Origin of the sequence: Streptomyces violens, from assembly GCF_000717745.1 — a bacterium.
Lineage (GTDB): Bacteria > Actinomycetota > Actinomycetes > Streptomycetales > Streptomycetaceae > Streptomyces > Streptomyces violens.
Genome location: NZ_JOBH01000004.1, coordinates 276,246 through 290,030, shown reverse-complemented (window position 1 = coordinate 290,030; position 13,785 = coordinate 276,246). Strand labels below are relative to the sequence as shown.

The following is a 13,785-nucleotide window of genomic DNA, read 5'->3' as shown; positions in this document are numbered from 1 at the left end:
GAGCCGTGACAATCGCCTGTCCGGCCAATTAAGGTGCGCCGACGACGTGATCTGTGCGGTCGGCACCTGCCCGGGCCGCCAACGAGTGGGAGGCCCAGTGTCCGCGACGGAGGGCGCCGTCGGCGACGGCAGCGACATCGAGGTCGATGACGACCAGCTGTTCGTACTGACCGCGGTGCTGCTGACGCCCGGACAGTTCCCGAGCGTGCTCGGTGACGACTATCCCGAGGTCTGCGCCAAGCTGCGCCTGGAGCCGTACGAGGAGGGCTACGGGCTGGTGCTCGGCCAGGACGGCAGGGGCGCGCGCTGGACCGTCGCGACCGAGGACGTCTCGCTGGTCGCCTGTGCGATAGCGGCCTGGGACTGCGGTATGGAGTACGACCTCTCCCCCGACGAGAACAGCATCGTCGCAGCGTTGCCGGGCTGGCCGCTCGCGCTCGCGGTGGCGGCGCCCGGAGTGCCGGCGCCGCACGACCCGGCGCCCGAGGAGGGCGATCCGGAGCCGCTGACGCCTCCGGACGCGCTGGAGTGGGGGCCTGCCCAACGGCGCCTCGGAGCGGACGAGATCGCCCTGCAGTGGGCGGCGTGGCGCGAGCAGGTCGAGGGCGAGGTCACGTTCGTCGATCCCGGCACCAAGCCGCACGCGGGGGTGCGGCGGGTGCTGGACGAGGCGCGTGAGTACGTGCGGCAGCCTCCTCCGCCGGGGCGGGTGCGCTCGTCCTTCGCCGCCGACGAGGCGCGCACCCTGCGCGTGGACGGGCCGGGCTGGAGCATGGTCGCCCGGACCGACGACATCGCCTTCGTCCTGCTCGACGACGAGCCGGGCGAGGTCCTTCCCGTGGGCCGCGGCCCGGAGCTTCCCGGACTGCTGGAGTCGCTGGACGCGATGGCGGCCCGGCCGGCCTGAGGCAGCACACCGCGCGCGGCGGCGTCACGGCCGTGCTGCGGCGGCCGCGGTGGCACCGCCACGGGTCACCCGGGCGCCAGCCGCACCGTCGCGGCGTCCGGGGTGCTCAGCGGCCCAGCTCCTTGCGGGTGACGCGGCGCAGGCGCCGCCGTTGCGAGGGGTCCAGCGTCAGATAAGCGATCGCGGGCACCCCGATCATGACCAGCAGCGCCGCCCAGAACGGCAGCAGCCACAGCAGGATCACGCCTGCCGCCACGCCGCCGACGGCGACCTTCGCACTTGTGGACATCCTTCACGCCCTTTCCGCGGCGGATGCCGCGTTCGCTGTCTTCCATTGAACGCCGGATCGGCCCCGGAGGTTCCACCCAGGCGCGGATCGTGCTGTACCCTCGGCCGCTCCGAAGGCAAGTAGTCAAACTTGAGGAGTCGTCGGCACGTGCCAGCACTTCCCGCGCTCACCCTCGACCGGCTCTCCGGCCTCGCCCGGTGCGCCGCCGTGTACGTGCCAGGTGATCCGCCGCGCAGGGGACGGATCGCCTTCTGGCGGCCCGACGGCGAGCCGCTGCTCGGCGGTGAGCCACTGCCTGAGGGCGAGCCTCTGCCCGACGGTTTCGACGCGGGCACCGTGTCCGCCGAGCGGCTGACCGTCGCCCTGCCCTCCGATGAGGGCCAGGTCGTCACCCGGGAGGTACCCGCCCTCTTCTTGCCGGTTGCCGCCGCGCTCCCCGTACTGACCCGAGCGCGCGCCTCCCGTAGCGCGCACCCCGCCGCGGCCTTCTGGGGCGCCGCCTCAGTGATCGCGCTGCACCTCGTGGCGCGGGGCAGGCTGCTGCCCGGGCTCAGCGCCGAGGAACACGACGCCTGGCGCTGTGGTCCGCTCGAAGAGGACGACAGCGCCCGCATACGGGAGCTGGCCGCCGCGATGCCTCCGTACGCGCACGCCACGCTACTCCCGGGGACCTGTCCGGTACGGCTGCCCGCACCGGAGCGGCTGCTGCGCTCGTTCCTGGACGCCGTGGCCGACGGGTTGCCGCGCTCCCCCGCCGCCGTGACCGCCATCGGCAGCCCCGCGTATGCGGCAGAGGCGCCACAGCACATCCCCGAGCAGCGGGCCTGGGCGGCCGATGTAGCCGCGGGACACGACGCGGGCGTGCGCCTGTCCCTCCGTATCGAGATCGCCGGGCTGGACGGCCACGACGGCGCGCTCGGCTCCGACGGCGGACCCACTCCTGCACGCTTCTCCGCCGTGCTCCAGTTGCACAGCCTCACCGACCCGACGCTGGTCGCCGATGTCTCCGACGTGTGGGCGGGCGACTCGCCGGCAGGGCGTGCCTTCGGGGCGCGGGCCCGCACGGACACGTTGCTCACGCTGCGACGGGCGGCCGCCGCCTGGGCACCTCTGGAGCCGCTGCTCTCCGCCGCCGTACCGGACGCTCTCGAGCTCGCCGAGGAGGAGATCGGCGACCTGCTGGGGCCCGGCGCACGGGCGCTCGCTGCCGCCGGTGTACAGGTCCACTGGCCCAAGCAGCTCGCCCGCAGCCTCACCACGCATGCCGTCGTGGGCCCACCGGAGGCGGCGGCTCCTTCGGAGTCGGCACCGGACCGCACGGAGTCCGCTCTGCCGTCGCTGCTGTCCGCCGAGTCGCTGCTGTCGTTCAGCTGGCGGTTCGCCATCGGGGAGCACGAGCTGAGCCGGGCGGAGCTGGACCGGATGGCGGAGGCCGGGCGGCCACTGGTACGGCTGCGCGACCAGTGGGTGCTCGTCGCCCCCGAAGTGCTGCGCACCGCACGCGAGCGCCGGGACCGGAAGGTCACCCCCATGGACGCGCTCGGGGCAGCGCTCACGGGAGCGGTCGAGAGCGGCCCCGGCGAGCATGTGGAGGTGCAGGCGTCCGGCCCGCTGCGGCAGTTGCGCGACCGGCTCGCCGACCCGGAGCGTCCGGGGGACGACGCGCCTGCCCAGCCGCCCGCGCTCGCCGCGACGCTGCGCGACTATCAGTTGCGCGGCCTCGGTTGGCTGCACCGTATGACGTCGCTCGGCCTCGGGTGCTGCCTGGCCGACGACATGGGACTGGGCAAGACGATCACGTTGATCGCGCTTCATCTGCACCGCCAGGCCGCACCGGAGACCGCGGGCCCGACTCTCGTGGTCTGCCCGACCTCGCTGATGGGCAACTGGCAGCGGGAGATCGAGAAGTTCGCTCCGGGCACCCCCGTGCGCCGGTTCCACGCGGAGCGGCGCAGCCTCGCTGATCTGACGGCCGGTGAGGTCGTGCTGACGACCTACGGGACGATGCGGGTGGACGCCGAGAAGCTGGCCGGGGTGGGCTGGGGCATGGTCGTGGCCGACGAGGCCCAGCACGTGAAGAACCCGTTCTCCGCGACCGCCCGGCAGCTCCGGACGCTGCCGGCCGGTGCCCGGGTCGCGCTGACCGGCACCCCGGTGGAGAACAACCTCTCCGAGCTGTGGGCGATCCTCGACTGGACCACGCCCGGGCTCCTGGGCCCTCTCGGCCGCTTCCGCACGCGCTACGCGCAGGCCGTCGAGGGCGGCGCGGATCCCGCCGCAGCGGAGCGGCTGGCGCGGCTCGTACGGCCGTTCTTGCTGCGCCGCCGCAAGTCGGACCCGGGCATCGCTCCGGAGCTGCCGCCCAAGACGGAGACCGACCGCGCGGTGGCCCTCACCGGGGAGCAGGCCGCGCTGTACGAGGCGGTGGTGCGCGAGGGGCTCGCCGACATCGCCGGCGCGGACGGCTTCGCCCGCCGCGGCCTCGTGGTCAAGTTGCTGACCTCGCTCAAGCAGATCTGCAACCACCCCGCGCAGTACCTCAAGGAGGACGGCATCGAGCAGGGCCGCGGGCGGCGCTTCGCGGAGCGGTCGGGGAAGGTGGAGCTCCTGGACGAGCTGCTGGACACGCTGCTCTCCGAGGGGGCCGGGGTGCTCGTGTTCACCCAGTACGTGCGGATGGCGCGGCTTCTGGAGGCGCACTTGGCAGCGCGTGGCGTGCCGAGCCAACTGCTCCACGGTGGTACGCCCGTCGCGCGCCGGGAGGAACTGGTGCGCCGCTTCCAGGACGGCCACGTGCCGGTCTTCCTGCTGTCTCTGAAGGCGGCGGGCACCGGGCTGAACCTCACCCGCGCCTCGCACGTCGTGCACTTCGACCGGTGGTGGAACCCGGCTGTCGAGGCGCAGGCCACCGACCGCGCGTACCGCATCGGCCAGACCCAGCCGGTGCAGGTGCACCGCATGATCACCGAGGGCACGGTGGAGGACCGGATCGCCGACATGCTCGCCCGCAAGCAGCGGCTGGCGGATGCCGTACTGGGCTCGGGCGAGGCCGCGCTCACCGAGCTGACCGACGCGGAACTGGCAGACCTGGTGGAGCTTCGAGGGGGCGAACGATGAGCGTTTTCCACGGCGCCGAGGGCGCGTACGGCGACGAGACCGACGGCATGCACGGGGACGAGCACACGGGGCGGTCCGAGCGGACCTTCGCCGCGCTGCCGCCCGCACGTGGGGGCGGCTTCGCGCGCACATGGTGGGGGCAGGCGTGGCTGAAGGCACTGGAGGACACGGCGCTGGACAACGCGCAGCTGAAGCTGGGGCGCCGGCACGCCCGTGCGGGGGCGGTGGGCGCGGTGTCCGTAAGGCCGGGGCGGATCACCGCTGTCGTCCAGGACCGCGACCGCACCGCGCACCGTTCGGACGTGCTGCTCCAGGAGCTGGGCGCGGCGGACTGGGACCGGTTCCTGGACATGGTCGCCGACCGGGCGGGGCACATCGCGGCGCTGTTGGACCGTGACATGCCGCCGCAGCTCGTCGAGGACGCGGCGGCGGCCGGCGTCGAACTGCTCCCGGGGATCGGCGATCTGGAGCCGTCCTGCGGCTGCGAGGCATGGGACCACTGCGCCCATACGGCCGCGCTCTGCTATCAGATGGCGCGGCTGCTGGACCAGGATCCGTTCGTGCTGCTCCTGTTGCGCGGCCGCGGTGAGGAAGAGCTGCTGGGCGAGCTGCAGGCGCGCAGTGCGGCGCGTGCACAGGCGTACGCGCCGGATCAGGACGACGAGGGCACCGCCACGCCACGTGGTGTGCCGGACGCCGATGCCGGGGTGCCGGCGGCCGAGGCGTTCGCGGCTCAGGAGGACTTGCCGTCGCTGCCGCCGCCTCCGCCCCCGGTGAGCGAGGCGGGCGCCGCGCCCGCGCTGGGCGGCGGCACCCCGCCCGCGCCCGGAGTCGACGTACCGGCCCTGGAGTTCCTCATCGGAGACACCGCGGAGCGGGCCAGGAGGCTGCTCGCCGAGGCGCTGTCCACCTGGCACGCGGACACCCCGCCGGCGAGCGGTCCGACGCCCGCCGAGGACCTCGTACGGTTCGCCGCGGCGGGCCCGCCCGCGCCGGTCGCCGAACGGCTCGCGGCGGCCTCAGGGCGGGACGCCAGGGGCCTGACGGCGGCCGTACGGGCGTGGCGGCAGGGCGGCCCGGCCGGACTCGCGGTCCTGGAGGAGGAGTGGGCCCCGGGCCCCGAGGCGCTGGCCCGTGCCACCGCGGGGCTGGCCGCCGCCTGGGCGGAGGACACGGACCGGCCCCGGTTCCGGGTCACCCGCAACCGGTGGACGGTCGTCGGCGGCGACGCGCAGCTGCGGCTGGGGCAGGACGGCCGCTGGTGGCCGTACCGGAAGGAGCAGGGCCGCTGGCTGCCTTCGGGGCCGCCGGACGAAGACCCGGCAGCGGCACTCGCGTCCCTCGTGGCGGAGGAAGGGACGTACACGGGGTAGGCAGTACGCGGGCCCGAAGGGGAGCCTCTCGGTGCACGCAGGCTCCGAGGGGCGCAGCTCTTCAAGGCTCGCTCTCCGCCCAAAAATGCGTCGACACCGCCCACATCGGTCGTCATGAGCGGAGCATGGCGAGTCCGAGCCCGGACTCCTCCGGCAGCCGGTCGTACGGCCCAGCCCGCTGGTGCCGCGGGAGCCCGTCGTGTGCGACGGCCTGTCGCTGGCCCCATGGTCGATCAGTGGCGTGAACGCGCTCCGCTCGGCCCGGACCTCCTCACCCGGTAACGGAGACCTGCACGGCTGATTTCCATTCGCTGGGTGAGCCGGAAGCTATTCCCGTATGCCCGACTCGCGGCGCCGATCTGCCGTTGCATATTGACGGATAGCCGCTCCAAGAGGGAACCTGTCACCACCTCAAGGATGCCGAATCGACCGATGCGGCGTCTTGCCGGTAAACTCACCGGAAGTGTCGCCGAGAATTACTCGGCAGGCCCAACCGGAGGCTGTTCACAGCCTGTTCCGGGAGAAATGTTGCAGGGAGGTGACGTGTTGATGAAGCCGCGACCGAGTCTGCCCCAGCGCTTGACGGAGCGCCTGACGGAGCGGCGCCACGTCGACCTCGTTCGCGTCTCCAGCGCCCTGTGTCGCCCCTCGGCCTGAGCGCCGCCTTCTCCTTCCACGGACACTCACCGGTCCGGTAATTCACGCGTACGCGTGCCGTACTTCCCCACGGTTCACGCCTGTTCGCGCATGCCGCGACCTCTTTTTCCATAGATTTCCCGTGAGCCTTTCCGTGGATTTTTCGCGCACCTCTCCACCGGGATTTTCCCCTGCCCTTTTTCAGCGATCCGGAGTTCTTCCATGTCCGCATCCGCTCATGTTCCACAGCCCGCCGGCGGCCCGGCGCGGTTCGCCTACTGGGTGCCCAATGTCAGTGGTGGCCTGGTTACCAGCACGATTGAGCAGCGCACCGATTGGGGCTACGAGTACAACCGCAAACTCGCCCGGCTCGCCGAGGACAACGGCTTCGAGTACGCGCTGAGCCAGGTCCGCTACATGGCCAGTTACGGCGCCGAGAACCAGCACGAGTCGACCTCGTTCAGCCTGGCACTGCTGCTCGCCACCGAACGCCTGAAGGTCATCGCCGCCGTCCATCCGGGGCTGTGGCACCCGGGTGTGCTCGCCAAGTTCGCGGCCACCGCCGACCACCTCTCCGGTGGCCGGTTCGCCGTCAACGTGGTGAGCGGCTGGTTCAAGCAGGAGTTCACCGCGCTCGGCGAACCGTGGCTGGAGCACGACGAACGCTACCGGCGCGCCGAGGAGTTCATCCGCGCCCTGCGGGCGGTGTGGACCGAGGACCACGCCGAACTGGCCGGCGACTTCTACCGGATCCGGGACTTCTCGCTGAAGCCGAAGCCGCTGAACACCGAGGAGCGCCCGCACCCGGAGATCTTCCAGGGCGGCAATTCCACCGCGGCCCGCGCGATGGCCGGCCGGGTCTCCGACTGGTACTTCAGCAACGGCAAGGACTTCGACGGAGTCACCGAACAGCTCACCGACGTCCGGGCGGCCGCCGCGGCCGCCGGCCGTACGGCGCCGAAATTCGGCCTCAACGGCTTCCTGATCGCCCGGGACACCGAGAAGGAGGCCCGGGAGGTGCTGCGCGAGATCGTCGCTCAGGCGGACGCTCAGGCGGTTCGCGGCTTCGGCCAGGCGGTCCAGCAGGCGGGCAACTCCACCGCCGACGGCAAGGGCATGTGGCAGGACTCATCGTTCGAGGACCTGGTGCAGTACAACGACGGGTTCCGTACCGGGCTGATCGGGACACCGGAACAGATCGCCGAGCGCATCGTTGCCTACAAGCGGCTCGGCGTCGACCTCTTCCTGCTCGGCTTCCTGCACTACCTGGAAGAGGTCGAGTACTTCGGCGAGCGGGTGCTGCCGCTCGTACGCGAACTGGAATCCCAGGACGAAAACCTCTCCGAAGGAGTACTGGTATGAGCACCGCCGCGCACACCGACTGGCAGCACCGCCCCGCACCCACGACCTCCGATGCCTGGGTCGACCGCGCCGCCGAGGTCGCCGCCGTCCTCGCGACCGACGCCGCCGCCCGGGACCGGGCCGGCGCCACCCCGTACGACGAGGTGCAACTGCTCAAGGACTCCGGACTGGTCACCCTGCTGGGCCCGGTCGAGCACGGCGGGGGCGGTCAGGACTGGCCGACCGCGTACCGGGTGGTGCGCGAGGTCGCCAAGGCCGACGGGTCGATCGGCCAGCTGCTCGGCTACCACTACCTGTGGAACTGGGCGGCCCGGCTGGTCGGCACCCGGGAGCAGTGGGAGCACGTGGAGGCCGAGGCCGCCCGCAACCGCTGGTTCTTCGGGGGCGCCGTCAACCCGCGCGACCACGACGTCGTCGTACGGGACGAGGGCGACACCTTGACGTTCACCGGGCGGAAGTCCTTCTCCACCGGGAGCCGGGTCTCCGACGTCACCGTGCTGGAGGGCGTCCTGGAGGGCAGCGTGGGGCCCGACAACCCCGAGGGCGACCATGTCTTCGCCATCGTGCCGTCCGACAGCGCGGGCCTGACCTTCCACGACGACTGGGACAACATCGGGCAGCGGCTCACGGAGAGCGGCAGTGTGACGATCGACGGGGTGCGCGTCCCGTGGAGCGCGGCGGCGGGCTACGTGGACAAGACATTCCAGCGGCGTGTCTACAACACTCTCAACGTGCCCACCATTCAGCTGGTGTTCGCGCACTTCTACCTGGGGATCGCGGCCGGCGCGCTGGAGACGGCGGGGACCTACACCCGTACCAAGGCCCGCTCGTGGCTGCACGGCGGCCACGAGCGGGCCGTCGACGAGCCGTACGTGATCGACACGTACGGGGACCTGACGGCGAAGCTGTGGGCCGCCGAGGCGCTGGCCGACCAGGTGGCCGAGGAGGGCTGGACGCTGCACGCCGATCCCGATGCGGTGACCGAACGGGACCGCGGTGAGCACGAGGTGCGGGTGGCGGCCGTGAAGGCGCGGGCCACGGACGTGGCCCTGGAAGTGGCGAACCGGATCTTCGAGGTGACCGGCGCGCGGTCCACGGCGACCGCCGAGGGCCTGGACCGCTTCTGGCGCAACATCCGTACCCACACCCTGCATGACCCCGTCGCCTACAAGCGCCGCGAGGTCGGCCGCTTCGTGCTCACGGGCGAGCTGCCGGAGCCGACCTGGTACTCGTAGGCCGCCTGCCGCCCGGTACTCGTAGGCGCATCGCGGCGGGCCCGAACCGGGCGGGCCCGCCGCTCCTCTCATACGTGTTCGCACCACCACACACCCCGAGGTGAACCTCCATGGCCACCGTGCTGTCCCTCTCCGGAAGCCCCTCCCCCACGTCCCGTACGGCGCGGCTGCTGCGCCATCTGGACGCCACGCTCACCGCGCAGGGACACGAAGTGATCCCGCTGGACGTCCGTACGCTGCCTGCCGAGGCTCTGTTGGGCGCCGACTTCGGGCATCCGGCGATCGTCCGGGCCACCCGGCTCGTCGAACAGGCCGACGGCATCGTCATCGGCACGCCCGTCTACAAGGCGGCCTACTCCGGCCTGCTGAAGTCCCTGCTCGACCTGTTGCCGCAGTACGCGCTGGCCGGGAAGACCGTGCTGCCACTGGCCACCGGTGGGTCCACGGCGCACGTGCTCGCGATCGACTACGCGCTGCGGCCCGTGCTGTCCTCGATGGGCGCTTCGCACATCGTGCAGGGCTGGTTCGTCCTGGACCGCGACATCGCCGTCCAGGAGGGCGGCGGCGTCCACGTGGCACCGGGGACGCGCGAGGCGCTGGACGGTGTGCTGGGCCAGTTCGCGGCGGCGCTGGACCGCGCGCCCCTGCGGGTCGCGGCGTGACCGGCCCCGCCGCCCATGTGATCGCCGACGACGCGGAGGCGCTGGCGGTCGCGGCCGAACTGGCGGCGGAGTTCCGTACCGGCGCGGCGCACCGGGACGCCGAGCGCCGGCTGCCACGCGCCGAGCTGGACCAGCTCTCCGACAGCGGTCTGCTCGGCATCACGGTGCCGCGCGCACACGGTGGCGCCGATGTGACGGCCGAAACGCTCACCGGGGTCTTCCGGCTGCTGGCGAGCGCCGACGCGAGCCTGGCGCAGATTCCGCAGAGCCACTTCGTGTACGTGGCGGTGCTGCGCCGCCAGGGGACGGCGGAGCAGCAGAAGTTCTTCTTCGAAGAGGTGCTGGCCGGGCGGCGGCTGGGCAACGCGCAGTCGGAGGCGGGCACCCGGCACGTCCAGGACATCCGCACCCGGCTCGTACCGCAGCCGGACGGCTCGTACGTCCTGGAGGGCACCAAGCACTACTCCACGGGCGCCCTGTTCGCGGACTGGATCCCGGTACTGGCCCGCGGCGCCGACGACGAGCTGCACGTCGCCTACGTACCGCGCCACGCACCGGGTGTGACGGTCGTGGACGACTGGGACGGCATGGGGCAGCGCACCACGGCCAGCGGCACGGTGCGCCTGGAGTCCGTGCTTGTCCCGTGCGACCGGGTGGTGCCGCACCACCTCACCTTCCGGGGCCCGCAGCTGCACGGCGCGCTCGCCCAGTTGCTGCACGCGGCCATCGACACCGGGATCGCCGAGGGCGCGCTCTCCGAGGCTGCGGAGTTCGTCCGGGCCAGGAGCCGGCCGTGGTTCGAGAGCGGGCTGGAGACCGCGGCCGAGGACCCGCTGCTGATCCAGCAGTTCGGCGAGCTGGCACTGACCGTACGGGCTGCGGGCGCGCTGCTGGCCGAGGCGGCACGTACGGTCGACGCCGCGGCCGCTGACCTCACCGACGACAGCGCGGCCGAGGCGTCCATCGCGGTGGCCGCCGCCAAGGTGCAGGCTGCGCGTGCCGCCGTGGAGACCGGCAGTGCGCTCTTCGAAGTGGCCGGTACCCGGGCGGCGCTGAACGGCCTGAACCTGCACCGGCACTGGCGTGACGCGCGTACTCACACGCTGCACGACCCCGTGCGCTGGAAGGTGCAGCACCTGGGGCGGTACGTCCTGACCGGCACCCGGCCGCCGCGCCACGGCCTCCTCTGAACAGCGGGGGCACACCCGGTGAACAGCCGGATGTGGTCGCAATCGGGAGGCGTGCGTGCTTCGCTGGCGGCATGGTGTCGTACGAGGAAGACGTGCCGCATTCCGAAGAAGACGTGCCGTACTACGAAGACGTGACGCCGGGCAGCGGCTGTCTGCCGCCCGGCGCCTGGCTGCCCGGGTCGGACGCCGCGCGACTGCCGCTCGGCGGGACCTGGCGGTTCCGGCTGTCGCCGGCTGCTACCACCGAGGACGAGGCGTTCGCCCGCCCCGAGTACGACGACTCGGCGTGGGAGGAGCTGCGGGTGCCGGGCCACTGGGTCCTCCAGGGGCACGGCGCCCCGGGGTACACCAACACCGGGTATCCGTTCCCCGTGGACCCGCCCCGGGTGCCGGACGAGAATCCCACCGGCGACCACCGGTACGTGTTCGACCTCCCGGCCGACTGGCCGGCGGGCTCCGCCGTGCTCCACTTCGGGGGCGTCGAGTCCTGCGCCCGGGTGTGGCTGAACGGCAGCGAGCTGGGTCACTTCAAGGGCAGCAGGCTGCCGCACGAGTTCGAGGCGGGCCCCTTGCTGCGGCCCGGGCGCAACGTCCTGGCCGTCCGCGTCCACCAGTGGTCGTCCGGCAGCTACCTGGAGGACCAGGACCAGTGGTGGCTGCCGGGCGTCTTCCGCGAGGTCGAGCTGCGGCACCGCCCCGAGGGCGCCGTGCGGGACGCCTTCGTGCACGCCGAGTACGACCACCGCACCGGGCAGGGCACACTGCGCGTGGACAGCGCCCCCGCGGGGCGGGTGACCGTACCGGAGCTGGGCCTGGAGCTGGCGACCGGGGAGAGCGCGACGGTACCGGTCGAGCCGTGGACGGCGGAGACGCCCCGACTGTACGACGCGGAGCTGGCCACCTCCGGGGAGCGAGTGCCGCTGCGCATCGGGTTCCGCACGGTCGTCGTCGAGGACGGGCTGCTGAAGGTCAACGGGCGGCCGATTCTGCTGCGTGGTGTCAATCGGCACGAGTTCGACCCGGCGCGCGGGCGCGCGGTGGGGGCGGACCTCATGCGGCGCGATCTGCTGCTGATGAAGCAGCACAACATCAACGCCGTGCGCACCAGCCACTATCCGCCCGACCCGGCCTTCCTGGCGCTCTGCGACGAGCTGGGGCTGTGGGTGGTCGACGAGTGCGATCTGGAGACGCACGGCTTCGCACAGCAGGGCTGGCGGGGCAATCCCGTCGACGACGAGCGCTGGACGCCGGCGCTGCTGGACCGGGCCCGCCGGATGGTCGAGCGCGACAAGAACCACCCGTCCGTCATCATGTGGTCCCTCGGCAACGAGTGCGGCACCGGGCGCGGGCTGTCCGCGATGGCCGCGTGGATGCGGGAGCGCGACCCCTCCCGGCCGCTGCACTACGAGGGCGACCCGAGCTGCGCCGACACCGATGTCTACTCCCGGATGTACGCGGACCACGCCGAGGTCGAACGGATCGGGCGGCGTACGGAGGAGCCGCTTCCCGACGCCACTCTGGATGCCCGGCGCCGCCGCCTGCCCTTCGTGCTCTGCGAGTACGCGCACGCCATGGGGAACGGCCCCGGCGGGCTGAGCGACTACCAGCGGCTGTTCGAGACCTATGAGCGCTGCCAGGGTGGCTTCGTGTGGGAGTGGATCGACCACGGGCTGCGGCAGTACACCGCGGACGGCGTCCGGTACCACGCGTACGGCGGGGACTTCGGTGAGGAGCTGCACGACGGCAACTTCGTGTGCGACGGGCTGGTCTTCCCGGAGCGCGTGCCCTCCCCCGGGCTGATCGAGTACAAGAAGGTCATCGAGCCGGTCCGCTTCGAGGCGGCCGGTCCGGACGGCGCCCCCGGGGCGGTGCGTGTCACCAATCTGCAGGACTTCGCCGACCTGTCCGCGCTCGCCTTCCCCTGGACTTACGAGGTGGAGGGCCGGCCGGTCGCGGAGGGGACGCTCGCGGTGCCGCCGCTGCTGCCCGGTGAGAGCGCCGAGGTGAAGCTGCCCGCGCCGCCCGAGGACGCCCCACGGGACGGCGAGGCGCTGTGGACCGTACGGGCGGTGCTGGCCGAGGACGCCGTATGGGCCGAGGCCGGGCACGAGGTCGCGTGGGGACAGCTGCCGGCCGCGCCGCTTCCGGTGCCGCGACCGTGGACGCCGAGCGCGGCTCCGCGGCGGGGCGCGGACCGGACCCTCGCTCTCGGTCCGGGTTTCTTCGACGCCACGACCGGGGTCCTGAGCCGCCTCGGCGACTCCCCCGTGACCGGCCCCAGGTTGGACGTCTGGCGGGCGCCCACGGACAACGACGAGGGCGCGCCCTGGCAGCCCGGGCAGCGCTGCGGGCCCGAGTGGCGACGCATCGGCCTGCACCGGATGCGGCACCGCACGGACGCGGTGACGACGGAGGGGGACGCGCTGGTCGTCCGCACCAGGGTGGCGCCGGCCGCCACGAGTCTGGGCTTCGCCGTGGTGCACCGCTGGACCTCGGACGGGGCGGCGCTGCGGCTGGAGGTGGCGGTGACGCCCGAGGGCGACTGGCCGGTGCCGCTGCCGCGGTTGGGGGTGCGGATGGGGCTGGACGGCGATCTGAGCGCCGTTCGATGGTTCGGTGGCGGTCCGGGTGAGGCGTATCCGGACACGTCCGCAGCGGCCCGCGTGGGCCGCTGGTCGCTGCCCGTCGACGCGCTCCAGACCCCGTACGTACGGCCGCAGGAGAACGGCGCGCGGATCGGTGTGAGGTGGGCGGAGCTGACCCGTCCGGACGGGACGGGGCTGCGTATCGAGGGAGACCCGCACTACTTCTTCACCGCGCGGCGCTGGACCTCCGAGGAGCTGGACGCCGCCCGGCACACGCCGGACCTGGTGGCCGGTGGCCGGGTGTGGCTGAACCTGGATCACGCACAGCATGGGATCGGCAGCGGGTCGTGCGGCCCGGGCGTGCTCCCGCAGTACCGCCTCGACGCCGCTCCCGCAGCGTTCGCTTTCACCTTCCGGCTGCTGGAATGA

Annotated in this window: 10 protein-coding genes; 9 read left to right on the top strand and 1 reads right to left on the bottom strand. The window is 72.6% G+C overall.

Annotation, left to right across the window (positions count from 1 at the left end):
* Nucleotides 1-97: 97 nt before the first annotated feature.
* Nucleotides 98-907, top strand: a complete 810-nt coding sequence (locus tag IF04_RS0110010) for a hypothetical protein (RefSeq protein WP_051830991.1) — start codon at nucleotides 98-100, stop codon at nucleotides 905-907.
* Between the two features lie 106 nt (nucleotides 908-1,013).
* On the opposite strand, the gene IF04_RS0110005 is transcribed toward IF04_RS0110010, so the two are convergent.
* The gene (locus IF04_RS0110005) at nucleotides 1,014-1,196 is read right to left on the bottom strand and encodes a hypothetical protein (protein ID WP_030253684.1); all 183 of its coding nucleotides are present in this window, start codon (nucleotides 1,194-1,196) and stop codon (nucleotides 1,014-1,016) included.
* A gap of 147 nt (nucleotides 1,197-1,343) precedes the next feature.
* Here IF04_RS0110005 and IF04_RS0110000 point away from each other — a divergent pair, with 147 nt between their 5' ends.
* From IF04_RS0110000 to IF04_RS0109965, 8 genes are all read left to right on the top strand, one after another.
* Nucleotides 1,344-4,313, top strand: coding sequence for a DEAD/DEAH box helicase (locus IF04_RS0110000; protein ID WP_030253681.1), 2,970 nt, complete (start codon nucleotides 1,344-1,346; stop codon nucleotides 4,311-4,313).
* A 47-nt stretch (nucleotides 4,314-4,360) separates the two neighbouring features.
* The gene (locus IF04_RS0109995; RefSeq protein ID WP_037958992.1) at nucleotides 4,361-5,686 is read left to right on the top strand and encodes an SWIM zinc finger family protein; all 1,326 of its coding nucleotides are present in this window, start codon (nucleotides 4,361-4,363) and stop codon (nucleotides 5,684-5,686) included.
* Nucleotides 5,687-6,103: 417 nt separating this feature from the next.
* Nucleotides 6,104-6,343, top strand: a complete 240-nt coding sequence (locus IF04_RS40355; RefSeq protein ID WP_425428378.1) for a putative leader peptide — start codon at nucleotides 6,104-6,106, stop codon at nucleotides 6,341-6,343.
* A gap of 201 nt (nucleotides 6,344-6,544) precedes the next feature.
* Nucleotides 6,545-7,684 carry a dimethylsulfone monooxygenase SfnG gene (gene sfnG / locus IF04_RS0109985; RefSeq protein WP_030253677.1) on the top strand — a complete coding sequence of 380 codons (1,140 nt, stop codon included), beginning with the start codon at nucleotides 6,545-6,547 and terminating at the stop codon, nucleotides 7,682-7,684.
* A complete protein-coding gene (locus IF04_RS0109980; protein WP_030253675.1) occupies nucleotides 7,681-8,919 on the top strand; it encodes an acyl-CoA dehydrogenase family protein in 1,239 nt (412 codons plus the stop codon). The genes sfnG and IF04_RS0109980 overlap by 4 nt, the downstream gene beginning before the upstream one ends.
* 110 nt (nucleotides 8,920-9,029) lie before the next feature.
* Entirely contained in the window at nucleotides 9,030-9,581 is a 552-nt protein-coding gene (ssuE, locus tag IF04_RS0109975; protein WP_030253673.1) for an NADPH-dependent FMN reductase, read from the top strand.
* On the top strand, nucleotides 9,578-10,771 hold the full coding sequence (locus IF04_RS0109970) for an SfnB family sulfur acquisition oxidoreductase (protein WP_030253670.1): 1,194 nt from the start codon (nucleotides 9,578-9,580) through the stop codon (nucleotides 10,769-10,771). Before ssuE ends, IF04_RS0109970 begins: the two co-directional genes overlap by 4 nt.
* 92 nt (nucleotides 10,772-10,863) lie before the next feature.
* Nucleotides 10,864-13,785 carry a glycoside hydrolase family 2 TIM barrel-domain containing protein gene (locus IF04_RS0109965; protein WP_245654349.1) on the top strand — a complete coding sequence of 974 codons (2,922 nt, stop codon included), beginning with the start codon at nucleotides 10,864-10,866 and terminating at the stop codon, nucleotides 13,783-13,785.